The sequence below is a fragment of the Cuniculiplasma divulgatum genome, from assembly GCF_900083515.1.
Classification (GTDB): domain Archaea; phylum Thermoplasmatota; class Thermoplasmata; order Thermoplasmatales; family Thermoplasmataceae; genus Cuniculiplasma; species Cuniculiplasma divulgatum.
On sequence record NZ_LT671858.1, the window covers coordinates 355,590 to 372,333 of the forward strand.

The following is a 16,744-nucleotide window of genomic DNA, read 5'->3' on the forward strand; positions in this document are numbered from 1 at the left end:
TTTAACCAGTGGTCAGAAATAAAGAATAGAAATTAACATGACTCTCAATTTTGGCACACCATTTGAGAGAAAATGAAACCATGTATTTTAGATTAAACTCATCTCATTCTTATCTTTATTAATCTTCTAATTCTGTTACCCTTTGGTTTTTGTTTAATAATGCTGTACTGGCATAGCAGTATTGATATTATTATCAAAAATCCTCCAAAATACTGGAAATCTCCAAGATATTGATCCAGAAAGATCGAAGAGCCAAGAGATGCAGATATGGGTTCCATTGTCCCACTCAATGCCGCCGAAGAAGCACTTATCTTTCTCATTCCATAAGAATAGAGGGTAAAGGCAACCAATGTTCCAACCACAGAAACAAAAAGAATCAGAAAAATAGCCAAGGGGATTGATCCGGGATTCAGAGTTCTTACAAAATTTAAAATTGGCATTATGCCTGTTGGTATGCTTATCAAAGCTGCAAAAAAGAAGCCCCATGAAACAACCGATATGGAGCCATATTTTCTTACCAGTGGAGATGAGATTACCGTATATATAGCAGCACTTAATGCACATATCAATCCCACAATCAATGCATCAAGCGATATTCGGAGCGTCGAATCCGGATTAATAGAAATTGTCAGAAGAACTATCCCGATCAGTGATAGTATCAATCCAGCAAGAAGAAGGAGTGAAAACCTTATCTTTCTCATTATGAGTTCAAAAAGCACTACCATCGGGAAATACAAAAACTGGAGAAACGTGGCTGTAGGAGCGTTTGAAAGATCGATTGTTTCAAGGTATGATAGTTGAAGAATAAAGGTAGTTGCAACATAGATTGCAAAAAGTTTTAAATCGCTTCCTGGAAATTTTGGCTTAAATAATATAAGCATAAGAGCACTTGAAACAATGAGACGAATAGAAAGAAGTGCAAGAGGATTCATTCCAAGCACTTCAAAGAGAGCACTGGACGCTGTACCAGACAATCCCCACAGTGTAGCCCCTGTTATGGAAATCAAGAAGGGCTTTAATGATCCTTTATCTTCCAAATCTACTGAATAGTTATTTTTTTCATAGATATAAATTCATTTTAAGCAGGCTCTACTGTGACAATTGCATCTCATCATTCTGAACTTTGCTATATAAAAGGATTATGAGATTAATATTATTAACATTCTAATGATAACACAGTAATGATCTCTGGGACTGAAAAGATATGTGGAATCTGTGGAACTAAATTTATTTGCGGCACAATGGGAGGTTGCTGGTGTACAAACGTTAAGGTAACACCGGCGAAGAAGCATCTTATTTCACGCCTGACCAACGAGTGTGTTTGCCCAGAATGCCTAAAAAGTTAGTTTACTTCTATTGAATTGGAATGTAAAAATTAATTATATTATTATGCATAAAGTCAGGGTAATGGACAGGGAAAAACAATTCAGCTTAAAGGCATCTCTCTCCTACGGACTGCCACTTTTGATCATACCTCCAGTTCTGCTTATTATTGTATTAGTGATCAACAACTTCTATTTTCTGGAATATTTTCACGTAATTTCAGGGTCTGCATGGACAGGAATGGATCTGGTAATGGGACTGTTTTTTTCATTCATAATGAAAGGACTAAATCCTTTACAGAGAAGTGAAGTATCAAAAAGATTGATTCCGGTTATGCTGTTTTTCATGCCAGCAATATCTACAGTTACAATAACTGCCGGAATATACACAGCCATAGCACTAAACATAAGTTTCTTCAATATATACTTCATAATAGTTGCAATACTGGCACTTGCTTTAATGATACAGGGGCTTTTAATTTTTCTTCCCAATGAAGTTAGAATTTATCTGGAAATCCTAAGGGGTGGAAAAAACATTGAAAAAATCGTTCGACTAACTATGTTTAACCTTAAACTTTCTATTCTCCAGCTAATCTTCCAGATTGTCATAATCCTATTTATGGCAAAATTTGCGACAGGGGGTGCTCTATGACTCTGATAGATGCAATTAAAAAACAGAGATTCGCAAGTGGTATGATAATAGTACCATGGTTGTTTTTTATAATATTTGTAGCCAGTGGAAACTTACTGTTGCTGGATTATATACACGTATTGATTGGAGCTATCTGGACAGGTACTGATGTTTTCCTTGGACTCATATTCAACAGGGTGATTAAAACTCTTGACGGAAGGACAAAATATGATATCTCTCAGAGGATATTACCAATGAGTCTATACTTCATACCTTCAGCCACGATTCTAACTCCACTTGCCGGAATGATTTTAGCCATAAAAGAAAATGCGTTTAATGGTTTATCAAATGAGTTTATTGTTTCTTTATTTGTAATAGGGATTATTCTTTTAATTATAAGTTTCATTCTAATTTTACCGACGTCACTGAAGATAAGAAATCTCGCTAATGAAATTGGGGAGGAAGTGAAATTTGCTAAATCATCTTATCTCCTGAAGAAGTTGACAATATATGGTGGAATACAATTGCTTTTTCAGGTGATAATAATTGGTTTTATGGCTTATCTTGTGGTATTCTAAATTTAAAGTGTACCAATTCAAACTTTCCAGAAGAGGGTAGAGAAATGGAATTTCAAGCAGATAGGTTCAATTAATTAACCATAAAAAATCTTATCTCTCTTTGAATGAGATCATAATCATTTTTTCACAATTACGATGGATTTTTTATTAAATATATGTGAGAAATGGCTCAAATATTTCTCAGTTTCATAATTATTAAACTCTGTTCTTTTCATTGTAAAAAGTTGTACAGTTGTAGACATCATACTATGTCTTGACATATTTCCTCCCAAATGCAATAGGAATGCCTCCCAACACTTTGTTCTGTACAAATATCAAGGAATAGTGTTATCATTAAGTTTTAGCGATAGCCTTTTCTGTTTAATCCCTAAATGAAAGACTTTTGCAAAAGAATGTTTGGCAATCAATTTAAGGGTCTTTGCTTTGTCCAAAAAGTTTAGCAATTCCCTCATACATCAACCATCACTCTTATCGCCTTTTCCATCTAAATCACTCTAAAAACTCAGAACGCCATAAAATCCTTATCTAAATAACGTTTTCCAAAACACATTTATAAAAAGCTACAATAACCCCCTATGTTATTCGGAACTCCCTTAAATGAGTTTTTAGTTATAGTACTCGGGGGGATAATTGCAGGTGTGATAGGCTCCCTTACTGGTCTGGGAGGTGGATCTGTGCTTGTTCCGGTTTTAACTCTATTTTATGGTGTACCAATTGATTTTGCCATAGGTGCGAGCTTGATATCGACAATAGCCACTTCTGCTGGGTCTGCCAGTACATACACAAAAAAAGGAATTGCTAATATTAAAATTGGCGTGGGTCTGGAAGTTGCAACAACTCTAGGTGCTGTGGTGGGTGCATTAACCTTCATTTTAGTTACTCGAGAAGATTTGGAGTGGGTTTTATACTTACTATTTGGAATAGTCCTTCTAACTTCCCTCATTCCAACTATACAGAGAGGTAAGTATGAATTTCCAGAGGCAAAAATGCCTGATTTTACAAGCAGGGCATTTCAATTAACTGGAAAATACCACGATGATAGAGCCAAAAGGACTGTAACATATACCGGTGTGAGATGGTGGCTGGGAGAAATAATAATGTTCTTTGCTGGCCTTTTATCTGGGTTACTTGGCATAGGAAGCGGTGCACTAAAAGTTCTTGGAATGGACTGGGCAATGAATCTCCCAATGAAGGTGACCACAACAACAAGTAACTTCATGATAGGGATAACAGCTGCAACAGGAAGCAGTATTTACTGGTACGCTGGTTATATAAGTTTCTTTCTGGCAGCGGCCACTGCAATAGGAGTAGTTGTTGGATCCAGAGTCGGGTCCCACGTACTTATGAGGATATCCAACAAAGAAATAAGATGGATATTCTTTGCAATTCTCTCTTTCCTTGGTATAGACATGCTTTTCAAGGGGTTGAGAGAAGGAAAAATATATCATCTTTCAAGCTTATATTCATTTTCAATTGCCATAGGTGCATCAGTAATTTTGATAATTCTACTATTCTTATATACAAACAGGGGGGTGAAATCAAGTGGAGGAAATATCACAAAAGCTAATTGAAATTGTAAGCGTTATACTAAAGGTAGCAGTCTATCTTAGTATGGGCAGTATAATAGTTGGAGTAGTACTTCTATTCATAAAGAATGGTGCTGATGGTTACTCCCTGAGCACTCTGGCCAATTACAGTAATTACAGTGTTGCTAAAAGTTACTCATCAATAATATTTTCTCCGACGAAAATCCCTGAGGGAATTATTACATTGGATCCACTGGGTTTCATCTCTCTTGGCTTATGGGTTCTGATTTTCACTCCAGTAAGTGTTTTATTTACCTCCCTAGTTGACTATATCTACCAGAAAAACAAACTTTACGTAGTACTTACCTTTCTAGTCCTATTCAATCTCTTTACTGCAATCTTCATAATTCCAAGCTTTGTCCATCTTTGAGGCTAAAAATTAAAGAAAAACATTATTAATTTTATTGAAATAGCCAGTTGATGCTTTATGCTTAAGTTTGATCGCGTCAAGATTCAAGAGGAAGATCCAAAAGAGAGAAGCAAAAGCTTTACTATAGAGCCAATGAAAGAGTATACCACGGAGGAGGCAACAGCTGAAGCATCAAGATGTATTGGCTGCAACATATGTACGCAGGCTTGTCCCGCTAGTCTTGATATAGGTGCATATATAAACAGTACAGCTGTGGGTGATCCCGCCCAGACTGTAAGAATTGTTTTTGAGAATCTACCATTCCCTGCAATAATAGGGAGGGTTTGTACGCATAATTGCGAGGATATATGCGTGATGTATGACACCGGTGGACCACTTGCTATAAGGCATTTAAAGAGATACGCGGCAGACCAATTTGATGATTATGGAAAAATATTAAATGTAAAGAAGAGGTCATTCATAAATAAGAGGGTTGCAGTCATAGGTGCAGGTCCAGCAGGATTAAGCGCTGCATACTATTTATCAATTCAAGGAGTAAGGGTAACTGTCTTCGAGTCACTGCCCGTTATGGGTGGGTTCATGAGAGTTGGAATTCCACGTTATAGACTCCCATTTGAAGTTATTGAAAAGGAAACTGGTTATATAACCTCAAATGGAGTTGAGGTTAAATTAAATACAAAGGTTGGAACGGATATCACATTCAAGGAGATCCTGAATAGTTATGACGCAGTATTTCTTGGGGTAGGTACACATAAACCAAGAATGACTGGTACACCAGGTAGCGATGCAAATAATCTAATGCATGCAACAGAGTTTCTTAGAAGAACAGCGCTGGGTGAAAAGTTACCGGTGGGCAATAAGGTAATTGTGATAGGTGGTGGATTTACAGCGAACGATGCAGCAAGATCATCACTTAGACTGGGGGCCAATGAGATAAATATAATGTACAGAAGGAGAGAGGTAGATCGTCCTGGTTACCCTTCAATGAATGCAGATGAAGAAATGGAAGAATCTCTTGGTGAAAGTGTAAATTATATGTGGGAAGTGACCCCTTTTGAATACGTGAAGGAAGGGGATAGAATAGTTCAGGTCAAATACTGGAAAAACCAGATGGTTCAGGATACAGGTGGTAGAGCCAAACCTGTACCACAGAAGGAAAAGACATTCACGATGGATGTGGACTTTGTGATTGAGGCAACAGGCCAGGAAACAGACTTCTCATTTCTGGGTGAGGAATATGCAAGGCAGCTACGCTTAACCCCTCATGGAGGAATAATTGTGGATCAGAGGGGAATGACAAGCATAGAAGGTGTATTCTCAGGAGGAGATTCCACCAACATGACCCACGATCTGATCAGCGCAGTTAGAGATGGAGACATCGCAACACTCGGAATTTTGGACTATCTTAATCTTATGGACAAGGTAAATGAAGAATACCTGCCACTCCTTGACAGATGGAAAAAATTCTCCCCTATGGCTGCAAAACTTGCCTACGCAGATAGAGTAAAATAAAAAATCAACAGCCTCTATTTAACACTTTTAAGAGTAAATAGATTGCATGGAGATAATCTTAGGGTAACAGCGACAATGTTTTTAATCTTCTATGTTTCTCTTCCGTCATAATGAATGCCAATCGCAGGATACTGGTAATTGGATCGCCAGGTTCAGGAAAATCAACATTTTCAAGAGAATTATCAGAAATAAGATGCATTCCAATATACCACCTTGATAAAATATTCTGGAAGAGTGGATGGAATCCAATACCAGAGGAAGAATTTAAAGATAAATTGATAAAAATACTGCAAACTAATGAATGGATAATGGATGGAAATTATTCACAAAATCTGGTCATGAGAATGAAGTATGCACAGACAGTTATATTCCTGGATATACCATGGATATTGTGTACATTGAGGGTTATTAAGAGGAACATTCATAACAGACACAATACCAGGAAAGACATTACAGAAGGTTGTGAAGAAAAATTTGATCATGATTTTTATGAATTGCTAAAATTTATCAGACATTTTCCAAAAACAGATAGGGTTAAAATAATAAAACTGCTGGAAGTCAATGCATATGAAAAAGAAATCATCATCTTCAGCAATTCAAAATCCGTGAAGCAATATCTTCAAAAAATAAAGAATGAGGAAGAAACATCAAAGATAGTTAAAGTTGCCTGATCACTCACTCTACTGATATATGATCAAATCCGGTATAGGGTATCAGCGCTTTTGGAATTTCTATTCTGTTTTCCGTTGAAAAGTTCTCCATTATGGCCACCATGATTCTTGTAGTGGCGATTGCCGTTCCATTGAGAGTGTGTACAAACTGATTGCCATCAGGCGTCCTGTATTTAATGTTGAGAGATCTTGCCTGGTAATCTGTGTCATTTGAGATTGAAGCAAGTTCTCTGAATTTACCCTGATGAGGGAACCATCCTTCTATGTCATACTTCTTTGCTGCAAGACTTCCAAGTTCACCAGAACAGACGTTTATTACCCTGAAAGGAATTTCAAGGCTCTGCAATAAATCCTCAGTGTTCTTTAGCAATTCCTCAAGGTAGTCCCAGGAATCCTCAGGCTTGCAGAATATGAACTGTTCGACTTTCTTGAAATAATGGACCCTAAATATGCCCTTTGTATCCTTTCCATGTGCTCCTGCTTCCTTTCTGAAACATGGAGAGAAACCTGACACCTTTAAAGGCAGTTCATTTTGATCAAGAATCTCGTTCATTAGCATTGCAGCTATGGGATGCTCAGAGGTGGAAATAAGATACAGGTCCTCCCCTTCTATCTTATAAACGGCTTCATTAAACGTCCCTTCATCAGTAGCCTTCCATATGGAATTTCCATTGATCATAGGTGGTGGTTCCACTATTGAGAAGCCTCGCTGGCCAATGAAATCTATAGCATAGTTAACCAGTGCAAGCTCCAGTTTCACCAGTTGATTTCTGGAAATGTAAAATCTTGCACCGGATATTTTACCTGCTCTTTCAAGATCCACAAGATTCATTCGCTCAGAAAGATCAATATGGCTGTATGTATTTTCTATAATTTCATATTTTCCAGAATTTTCAGTAAATTTGTTAAATTCATCTAAACTGTCCCTCCTCACTTTAGCATTTCCTGAAAATTTTATAAATTTGCTGTTTTCATCTCCAAAACATATGGGTACAGATTCATCCAGTAGATTTGGGATTCTGGATACTGTTATATCTCTTTCTTTCTCGATTTCAGATTGCTCACTTTCCAGTAACTTCAGTTCCTCGTTTAATTTCCTTACATCGTCCTTTATTGATTCTGTTTCCTCACCATTTTTAACTTTTCTGGATACATCCATGCTGAGGGAATTTCTCTGTTTTCTCAGTTCATTAATTTTTTTAACGTTATCTCTCCATTTTTGATCCAGTGAAAAAAATCTTTCAATAAGACCCTGATCCCCCCCTCTTCCCTTGAGAGATTTGATGTATTGTTCAGGATCCTCTCTTAGCCTTTTTATGTCAATCATAAAACAAGGAAATATAAAGGCTATATTAATATTGCATCATATTCCAGTTCATTCTTACTAAATTTCAGTCATCATGCCGTAAATATACAGAATCCTAAGATTCACCAAAGATCTTATGTCTTGGAGTTGATTCAAGTATTGACTTCCCATAATCTACAGTTTTTTCATAATCCATTGTTCTAAGGAAAGCTTCAAATGATTTTTTGTCTTTCCATACCGTATATATCATATATTCTTCAGGTTTCTTAACCTCTCTATACAGTTTACCTTCAAGAAATCCATTATCTCCATTTTCCAGGATTTTTACAACTCCATTGAATCTTTCTTCGAAATCTGCCTCGTGACCCTTCTTGACTTTATAGTAGAGGCCAACATTTATCATAGTTCACCATTTTGTTACATTATATATAAATTTTTTATTTCTAGAATCTATTAAAAAGAATAGATTCAATTTGAACTCTCTCTAAAATTACTCTATGTATCCGCAATCCTCCCTGTCACATCTGAAAAATTTGATTTCGCCGTTATCATTGTAAACAGGCTCAAGTTTTCCACTGTTGCATTTTGGGCAAATATAAGTGTACTCATTGGTTTTATGGGAAAACAGAACCTGATATATAGACTCAGCGGAGAGGTATCTTGCGAGGTCTGTAATTGTCACCATCCCGATTATATTATTATTTTTGTCATAGACAGCGCATCGGGTAAGTGCATTTTTCGATAGAAAAGCAGCAACATCCTTAACATCAAAATCTGAGGATACCTGTGGAATATGATGACGCATTATGTATTTCACTTTAAGGGAATCTGGTTTTACATTTCTCTGTATAAAACGTCTTAATAAACTTCTCTCGCTAATCATTCCAACATATTTGCCATCAGCATCAACTGCCATTAAGCCATAAACATGATTCTTATTCATCAACGCAGATGCATCAAAAACTGTTGCATCTTCACTTATGGTTTGTATATTTTTATCAACAATTTTTCCAACCTTCATAATACAATAAATGTCGTATTAGATAAAAATATTACTGAAATGAAAAATTTAAAAGAATTATCCGGCTTTTATAGCTTGCTCAGAGTAATAGGATCTTCTTCCTCACGGCTCTGGGACCAGGAATTTATTTCCCTGCTCCTGGCACTGTATGGACTATCGTCATACTGTGAATATCCTCTTCCTAGGGGTCTAAGTTCCTCCCTTTCTTCCGGTCTTATATCATAATTTCTTCCAGCAGGAATTCTGAATCTTCCCTGTTCCTTTGCAGTAGTGCTCATGGTGCCTCCCAAAAATGACGTCGAGTTGAAGATTATTAGACTGCTTGGAAGTATGAGACCCATAGACATCAGCACACCATTAAAGGTTTCAGTGTAAACTATGAGATTTGAATATGCTGCAAGTGGTGCCTTCGAAAATGCATAAATTCCATCCTTCAAATAGTACCCGGCAAAACTAACCGCCTGTAATCCGGTAGAGATCATATAAAGGGACACGAATATAATGACTGCGGACATAATAAGCGAAACTTCCATGGCATTCCTTGCACTGCCTGATTTCCGTCCAGCTACGTAACCTGAAAGAAGCGGTCCCCCTATGGGTATCCACCAGAGTAGAGCTATGGCTATTATGGAAGTCAAAAATCCATTCCTGATCTCATTTGCCTCTTTTTTACCGCCAAGATCAATCTCTGCCCTGCTGCCACGTAATTTGTTTGGCTTACCGATGGCTGACACTCGTCGCATACATAACTGACATCATGAAAGTATATTAATTTTATGTTTACAAAAAAATAATCATTCATCCATCTGGTGAAGGCCTATGATCGACTGTACAAATCTTTCACCAGATGTTATGTAACCTGCGATAAAAAACCAGATCAGCAGTATGTTAATTGGGGTAAAGTCAATGTAAAAGTTATAACTGAATGGGAAAATTATCTCTATAATTAAAATTACCAGCATCAACACTAATCTGTCAGCTCTTCCAAGAACCCCACCATAGTTTCTCTTTAAGCCTAGGGCCTGAGCCTGAGTGCCAAGATAACTTGTCATGAAAACACCACCTAAGGCCAGAATCCCTATGTATATATTGCCGTAAAGTGAAAAAGCGAAACCTGTTATCAAAGCTATATCTGAATATCTGTCGAAAGTGTGATCGAGCATGTCTCCAGCTTTGGAACTGATATTCTTCTTTCTCGCAACAAAACCGTCGAGTGCATCCAGTGTTGATGAAAGAAGTATTAGGATAAAAGCAAGGATAAGAAAGTAGGATGAAATTATCCTTCCACTGATTGCTATAAAAACACCAGCAAGAACGGCAAACAGGAAAGAAACTTCAGTTAAGGTGTTTGGGTTAAATCGCATGAAGGGCTTACTTAGTTTATCGAGGATCGGATTAACAGTTCCTCTCATTGAATCAAGTGCCATTGTGCTTCATCTCCATTTTCCTGATAAAGTTAACTGCATCAACCAAATTCTTACTCTCTTTATTATCATCTGTATTCAATCTCAGTATCCTGTTCCGTGGATAGTTTTCGGTGCATTCATACCCAATACAGTCACTCATAAGACAGTCCATGTTTTCTGTAATTTTTTTCCTATTGTAACCCCTTTCCATCAATCTTTTTTCCAGAACTTCGGGTGAACATTCCATCAATATTACTGCAAAGGAAGGTAACAGGTGAGAATAATGGGAATCAAGTATTTTTCCCATGTCTGATCTTATCCACTGTATAAGACAATCAAGGTCGACCTCATCATTTTGAGTACAACCAACCTTAATAGAAAATTTGTTCAGATCTATAACTTCATAACCGCTACTTGCAAGTAAATTACAGAGAGTGCTTTTTCCAGTGCCTGGAACTCCAGTTACGGAAATATTAAAATTCATATTCATTGCTCCTGAAAGATGCATTCTCAAGTTTCCACGGCATGGAAAGATGTCTCCTTGCATAGGCTGGCGGTTCTAACTTCATTGTCATTCTCTGGTAATTGGTTTTCACGTATTCCGGTTCCATTACATTACCACACTTAATACACCTGTATTTTAGTGATCCAATGTTCGACGTCCTTGAACCACATCTACTGCATAATGGTGACCTTCGTTCGTATATGATGGAGGGGTGAATCAGCTCAAGTTTTTCAATCTTAATTGTTCCCTTAGCATACGAACCAAATAATTTCACGTGATCTCCAATCTCTAATTTTTCAAGTTCATCTCTGAAGCCCTTTGAGGGCTCAAATGCAACTGCCTTAATATCAGTAACTCCATATTTAATTCCAAAGAACAGGTGTCCCCCCTCCTTCCTTAGAGGCAATTCATTTACATAGCCCGTAATCTCATAGGATGAAAGTTCCCTTAACTCCATACCTGATTCCAGCCTTAAAATATGATCGTCCGTTCCCTGATTGGTAGCAAATATCATGTAATTTCTATCAAAATCTGGAAATCTTGAATTGATTTCTTCCTGTATCTGAATCAGGTCATCAAATACAAGTCCCCTTATTCCATAAATAACTGGTGTTCTATCCTTTGGAAAAAGGCATACCTTTCCTTCTTTCGTTTCCATATTGTTGAATGTACTGTCATAAGATTCCGCAATTTTTCCAATGGTTGTCTTAACCATGTCATCCACATACCCTCCCCTTGGATATTTGTAGTTAAGTAACTCATAGGTTGTCCTATTTCTATCCCACGCTATGGAAGAAACAGCGCCAATGATACCTCTTCCACTTCCTATCTTACGATATATTGAATCAGTTTTCTTCAAAATTTCTTCTATGTAATCCATTGGGATATCGCGTTCAAGTGCATTCCTATAAATGTCGGTGTCAAATTTTTTGTTAGAAAAAACAATTCCAGGGTTTGTATTTGTTTGATTTTTCTCATAATATTCCTCAACAATGCCAACAACCTGTTCTATCATTGAGTTATCATAGGTTTTAGGAAAATCCGGCTCCATTTCATTGTTTTGCAAACCTAGTGAAATCTTCTTACCATCGGACTTACCAATTACTGTTTTAGTTTCTTCTGTTCTATTTCCAATTCTGATGCTGAGTGCACCATTCCCTCTTGTCTTATATTTCAGGTTTGGATTTAATCTAACAAGTCTTGGAAGCGAAATTATTCTATCTGCAAAGGTAGAAACTATTCTAAAGGCTATGTAAGTAGTGCAACCGGCGTTTCTGGAATCTGTATCATCTATGCCTATCCACATTCAGGTGCCAAACCTCCTTTTCCTGGTCTGATATGATCTCACGGCCCTCAGGAAATCTAGTTTTCTAAGTTCTGGCCAGAAAACATCGGAAAAGTAAAGCTCAGAATAAGCACCCTGCCATAAAAGGAAGTTTGAAACCCTTTCCTCCCCACTTGTTCTAAGGATCAAATCTGGGTCAGGGATAGTTCCATCATAGAGATATTTCCTGAAATTCTCTTCAGATATATCCTTCATTTCGATCTTACCGGATTTGTATTCTTCTGCTATCTTCCTTATGGCCTCTATTATTTCTTCTCTTCCCCCATACGCAACAGCAATATTGAGCTTATATCCGTCATAGTCTTTTGTCGCATCTTCGACTTTCCTGATAGAATCCTGCAGGAATTTTGGAAGCGTATCAATGCTACCAATAATTTTTACCCTTATCTTATTTTTCAGGACTCTCTCATCGCTTATAAGATTCAGAAGTGAATTGCTGATCAGTGTGAAGAGGAATCTTACCTCATCATTGTCCCTCTTGAAATTTTCAGTGGAAAACGCGTAAACTGTAACTACTCTGGTTCCTATTTCCATGCACCATTCAAGAACTTCTTCAAGTTTTTCCTTACCCTTCACGTGACCAAGATTAGAATCCATTCCATGAGAACTGGCATACCTTCTGTTTCCATCTGTTATTATTCCCACATGATACGGTATATTTCCATCTTTCTTTATCTGCTCCAGAAGTACTTTTTCATATATTTCTTCTGTCAGATCTCCTATCTTTCTGCTAAGGCTCATGTCGGGTCCCTCCTGTACTGAAGGCTGTACATGGACTTACTCTTAGAATATCCATGAACGACTCTCTTGGTTTCCAGAAACATCCCTTTGCCGATAAAATATTCCATCTTTTCCTCTATTGTCTCCTGGTCTTCCACCATATAGATATTTAATCTTCCCCCATCAGTCAATGATTCTATTATTTCATCAAGGGATTCATATTGATTTACAGGGTTATTCATAATAATTCTATTGAATGGTTTTAGTTCTTTTATAATTTTATAAGAATTTCCTTCATGAACTTCAACATCTGATAGAAGTTTATTGATAGACAGGTTATACTTCAGTAATTCCACTGCATCACTGTTTATGTCGCATGCTACAATTTTGCATTTAGTCCTTTTAGCTATATTAAGGCTGAAAGGGCCTATTCCAGCGAACATATCAAAAATATATTCTCCATCTGTAACATTCCTTGAAACCAGATACCTTTCAGTTGATAGTCTTGGTGAGAAATAGGCTTTCTTCACATCAACCTTCATTATAATGTTGTTCTCCCTGTACATTGTTACAGGGTTATCTTCTCCATATAGAAGTTTAAGATCCCTGAGTCTGGTTTCGCCCTTTATCCCCATGTCAAGATATATGGTTCTAATGTTTCCCTTTGATTTCAATATGAACTGTACCATGAAATCATGATCAATCCTCTTTCTTTCGTGAATGATTGCTATGTCTCCTATAAGATCAAAGGAACCTGCATGGCCCTGTGGCATTATTTTCATTTCTCTGGGCTCGCATTCAATTACTATATTCTCTTCTTTCTCCACGTTTCTGCTGACAGGAATGAGGATGTATTCCCCATCCCTTTTTATTTCAAATTGTGGCAAAAAAAAGTCTAGTTTTTTCAGCCTTTCTAAAGCTTTCTGGGCTCTTTCCTTCTCTATCCTTACGTGAATAACCTCACTCAGAAGAATCACCCATAGTTTTAGCGCTTTTTATTATATTTTCCGCCAGAGTTTTTGAAAATCCCCTGAGTATTGCTATATTCTGAACGGTTGATTTTGCAATATCTGACGGTTTTTTAAATCCATTCTCATAGAGTCTTCTTGCCCTAACTCTCCCAACTCCTGGAATTGAAATAAGGGACATTATATCATCCCTCACACCTTCTTTCAATCTCAAACTCAGTACATCCAGTGGATAGGAAAGTTCCCTCCTAAACTCTGCTGCCAGTCTGGAAGCAGCCATTACTATCCATTCAGCAGAAGATTTTCTGGATTCTATATCTCCAGATCCAACAGAGTATTTCTCCTCAATCTCGTATATTGGAACTTCATTGATCCAATCCAGTAGGAGCATAGCAGTTTTTCCTGCAGCCATATCATCCTCATCCTCCGGGCTCTCTGATATTTCATCAAAAAAGGCACTCAGTGATTCATAATCATCCCTGTTTACAAACAATGTAAATATATCTGGTGTTTTGCATATATTATAAAGAATTCTGGCAACGGACATCTCTTCTTCATTTTCCTCAAACATATCCACTATAATTTTAGCAGTCTCCGGATCTATATACAGATTTGCAGTTATAGTTCCAAGTTTTTCTGCCTTCAGTATCTGTCCCTTGGTCTCAATGAAACCATAATTCTCCAGATAGCCTGTAACCTGATCTACGTAATCCTTCAGTGTACCCTTTCCATTCTGAGATGCATACAGTGTTGAGTCGAAGAATGTGTAAAGTGAATCTAAGGTTGTACAGAAGTGGTTACTTATTAATGCTAGGGTGTTGAATCTAACAATCTTCTCCTTTCCCATTGCTGAAACAACAGGCTCAACTCCATTTTCAAACAGATCTTTAACCTTATCAATGGCCCCCTGGGAAGGACAGTAAATATAAGCCTCACCGTGATCATCATATTTTGGTCTGCCAGCCCTTCCAAGCATCTGTTCTATTTCCATATTTGAAATGTATGAGGAATAGCCATCAGAAAATCTAGTTAAATCCCTGATTATAACGGCTCTTGCCGGAAGATTAATACCCGCGGCAAGTGTTGGCGTTGAAGTTATGACCTTTATTCTTCCGCTCTTGAAGTTTTCCTCTACAAATGTTCTGATTCTGGTATTTAGACCAGCATGATGGAATGCGACACCTTTTTTCGCAATCCTGTTCACAACCTCTGCATTCCTGTCTCCATCTTCACTAATAATATCAATAGAACTGGGAAACATTCTTTCATCCATCTGTTCACTTATATCCATTGCAAACTTTTCAGCCCTTTTTCGTGTGTTAAGAAAGAGGAGTACCTGCCCCCCATCATAAAGAATTTTCCTTATCAGTTCATATATATCCTTTTTAAGAGAATCTATCTGCTGAAATTCATCATCCATCAATTTGTCTCTAAAAATGACGAATTTCTTTAGAGGTACAGGTCTAAAGTCACTCCTGACAACCGTTGCATCAAGCCATTCTCCAATTTGTGGCGCATTCTGAAGGGTTGCAGAAAGTGCAATGATCTGTATATCCGGATTCACAATCCTTGCAGTTGTGCATAAGATCTCAAGAGTTGGCCCTCTTGTCTGATCTCCTATGTTATGGATTTCATCCAGTACAAGCACAGCGATATCATTAAAATAATCTGGATTATGGTGCATTAGAGAATCTGCTTTTTCAGATGTGCAGACTATTACATCAAACCTGTTTATTATATCAGTTCCTGCATCAAGGTCTCCCACGCTAAGAGCTACTGTAAACATTCCCTTTCCTATTGCCCTGAGTTCATCAAATTTTTCCCTTGCCAGCGCCTTCAAAGGACATATATACATGGATTTCAATCCTTGTTTTGCAGCCCTTATTATGGCATAATAGGCTATGAGAGATTTTCCCGAGGCTGTTGGTACTGAAACCAGAACACTTCTGCCCTCATCTATTTCATCAATGGATTTTTTCTGGTGTTCATAGAGACTTACATTCTTACCTGAGAAATAGTAATTTTTAATAATATCCATTGATGTCTCCACTTATCTCGGATTTGAAAAGTGTTAATTAAGATTTATGAATTATAATTAAAAAAAGCATAGCCTCATCCATAATATATGAGTCTCATTTATTTTTGATCTAAATCAGAGTAAATCTTGAAATTGCATTAAGGGAACGCTGCACAAAATTTCCCCACCTCTTTTTCACATTTTTTCGAACGACAAAAAGTGGCAGTTAGACCATTTATCATCCTTTATTGTGACTTTTTAAGTGATAAAAATGGTGCTTCCTGATATCCATTGCCCAACATTTAATTTTCAACGACTATACTAAGAGCACATAATAGATTGAAATGTTTACTTAGAGTAGTGAAACGTTTTGCCCTTTATCTAATTGTTTAATCTTGCTTTCATTCCTATTTCTTCGATTTAAATATTATTAGATAGAATACCGAATTAAAAGGTAAATAACTATATCTCTGGATTCCAGTACATACATAATTTGCACTCTATGTCAAAATCCGTTTTCAAATCAGGCCTCCGCCCGTATTAATTCATGGAGTCGGTTCAAGTAGTACCTAGAACATTTTACTGTTTTCCTTTATATTAACTCTTCTCGAACTACTATATTATAATTATTTATTGATGAAGAATCAAATACAAAACTACTGTGGACTTCCCCAAGAGCTGACAATTTAAAACGATAATACAAAGTAATATTAAAACCACCTTGGGCAATTCATCCACTTCATTCCACAGGGAAATTTTCGGATGCTTTAGTGATACTACTGGTCA

General features: G+C 37.1%; 18 protein-coding genes. 7 read left to right on the forward strand and 11 right to left on the reverse strand.

Features of this window, described 5'->3' with window-relative positions:
• Positions 1 to 98: 98 nt before the first annotated feature.
• Positions 99 to 1,037, reverse strand: coding sequence for an EamA family transporter (locus CSP5_RS01780; protein WP_148689548.1), 939 nt, complete (start codon positions 1,035 to 1,037; stop codon positions 99 to 101).
• Between the two features lie 144 nt (positions 1,038 to 1,181).
• Between CSP5_RS01780 and CSP5_RS10025 the strand changes: the two genes are divergently transcribed.
• The 7 genes from CSP5_RS10025 to CSP5_RS01815 all read left to right on the forward strand — a co-directional run bounded on the left by CSP5_RS10025 (position 1,182) and on the right by CSP5_RS01815 (position 6,670).
• Complete coding sequence (locus CSP5_RS10025; protein WP_148689549.1) at positions 1,182 to 1,346, forward strand: cysteine-rich CWC family protein; 165 nt, start codon at positions 1,182 to 1,184, stop codon at positions 1,344 to 1,346.
• 61 nt (positions 1,347 to 1,407) lie between these two features.
• Positions 1,408 to 1,974 (forward strand): hypothetical protein, encoded by a 567-nt coding sequence (locus tag CSP5_RS01790; protein ID WP_148689550.1) that lies wholly within the window; start codon positions 1,408 to 1,410, stop codon positions 1,972 to 1,974.
• Positions 1,971 to 2,531, forward strand: coding sequence for a hypothetical protein (locus CSP5_RS01795; RefSeq protein ID WP_148689551.1), 561 nt, complete (start codon positions 1,971 to 1,973; stop codon positions 2,529 to 2,531). Before CSP5_RS01790 ends, CSP5_RS01795 begins: the two co-directional genes overlap by 4 nt.
• A 575-nt stretch (positions 2,532 to 3,106) precedes the next feature.
• On the forward strand, positions 3,107 to 4,102 hold the full coding sequence (locus tag CSP5_RS01800; protein WP_148689552.1) for a sulfite exporter TauE/SafE family protein: 996 nt from the start codon (positions 3,107 to 3,109) through the stop codon (positions 4,100 to 4,102).
• Positions 4,074 to 4,487 (forward strand): DUF1634 domain-containing protein, encoded by a 414-nt coding sequence (locus CSP5_RS01805; protein ID WP_021789152.1) that lies wholly within the window; start codon positions 4,074 to 4,076, stop codon positions 4,485 to 4,487. Before CSP5_RS01800 ends, CSP5_RS01805 begins: the two co-directional genes overlap by 29 nt.
• 57 nt (positions 4,488 to 4,544) lie before the next feature.
• The gene (locus CSP5_RS01810; RefSeq protein ID WP_077075905.1) at positions 4,545 to 5,999 is read left to right on the forward strand and encodes an FAD-dependent oxidoreductase; all 1,455 of its coding nucleotides are present in this window, start codon (positions 4,545 to 4,547) and stop codon (positions 5,997 to 5,999) included.
• A 110-nt stretch (positions 6,000 to 6,109) separates the two neighbouring features.
• A complete protein-coding gene (locus CSP5_RS01815) occupies positions 6,110 to 6,670 on the forward strand; it encodes a P-loop NTPase family protein (RefSeq protein ID WP_077075907.1) in 561 nt (186 codons plus the stop codon).
• A gap of 4 nt (positions 6,671 to 6,674) precedes the next feature.
• Here the strand turns inward: CSP5_RS01815 and serS are convergent, their stop codons facing one another.
• The 10 genes from serS to CSP5_RS01865 all read right to left on the reverse strand — a co-directional run bounded on the left by serS (position 6,675) and on the right by CSP5_RS01865 (position 15,979).
• Positions 6,675 to 7,997, reverse strand: coding sequence for a serine--tRNA ligase (gene serS / locus CSP5_RS01820; protein ID WP_077075909.1), 1,323 nt, complete (start codon positions 7,995 to 7,997; stop codon positions 6,675 to 6,677).
• 94 nt (positions 7,998 to 8,091) lie between these two features.
• Complete coding sequence (locus CSP5_RS01825) at positions 8,092 to 8,379, reverse strand: antibiotic biosynthesis monooxygenase family protein (RefSeq protein ID WP_021789148.1); 288 nt, start codon at positions 8,377 to 8,379, stop codon at positions 8,092 to 8,094.
• Between the two features lie 87 nt (positions 8,380 to 8,466).
• Positions 8,467 to 8,997, reverse strand: a complete 531-nt coding sequence (locus CSP5_RS01830; RefSeq protein WP_021789147.1) for a CBS domain-containing protein — start codon at positions 8,995 to 8,997, stop codon at positions 8,467 to 8,469.
• A 68-nt stretch (positions 8,998 to 9,065) separates the two neighbouring features.
• Positions 9,066 to 9,740 carry a hypothetical protein gene (locus tag CSP5_RS01835; RefSeq protein ID WP_145983906.1) on the reverse strand — a complete coding sequence of 225 codons (675 nt, stop codon included), beginning with the start codon at positions 9,738 to 9,740 and terminating at the stop codon, positions 9,066 to 9,068.
• A 51-nt stretch (positions 9,741 to 9,791) separates the two neighbouring features.
• Positions 9,792 to 10,424, reverse strand: coding sequence for a CDP-alcohol phosphatidyltransferase family protein (locus CSP5_RS01840; protein ID WP_021789145.1), 633 nt, complete (start codon positions 10,422 to 10,424; stop codon positions 9,792 to 9,794).
• On the reverse strand, positions 10,414 to 10,887 hold the full coding sequence (locus CSP5_RS01845) for an AAA family ATPase (RefSeq protein ID WP_021789144.1): 474 nt from the start codon (positions 10,885 to 10,887) through the stop codon (positions 10,414 to 10,416). Before CSP5_RS01845 ends, CSP5_RS01840 begins: the two co-directional genes overlap by 11 nt.
• The gene (locus tag CSP5_RS01850) at positions 10,877 to 12,214 is read right to left on the reverse strand and encodes a tRNA(Ile)(2)-agmatinylcytidine synthase (RefSeq protein WP_148689553.1); all 1,338 of its coding nucleotides are present in this window, start codon (positions 12,212 to 12,214) and stop codon (positions 10,877 to 10,879) included. The genes CSP5_RS01845 and CSP5_RS01850 overlap by 11 nt, the downstream gene beginning before the upstream one ends.
• On the reverse strand, positions 12,215 to 12,994 hold the full coding sequence (gene uppS, locus CSP5_RS01855; protein ID WP_021789142.1) for a polyprenyl diphosphate synthase: 780 nt from the start codon (positions 12,992 to 12,994) through the stop codon (positions 12,215 to 12,217).
• Positions 12,991 to 13,950, reverse strand: coding sequence for a class I SAM-dependent methyltransferase (locus CSP5_RS01860; protein WP_021789141.1), 960 nt, complete (start codon positions 13,948 to 13,950; stop codon positions 12,991 to 12,993). Before CSP5_RS01860 ends, uppS begins: the two co-directional genes overlap by 4 nt.
• Positions 13,934 to 15,979, reverse strand: a complete 2,046-nt coding sequence (locus CSP5_RS01865; RefSeq protein ID WP_021789140.1) for a DEAD/DEAH box helicase — start codon at positions 15,977 to 15,979, stop codon at positions 13,934 to 13,936. Before CSP5_RS01865 ends, CSP5_RS01860 begins: the two co-directional genes overlap by 17 nt.
• Positions 15,980 to 16,744: the final 765 nt, after the last annotated feature.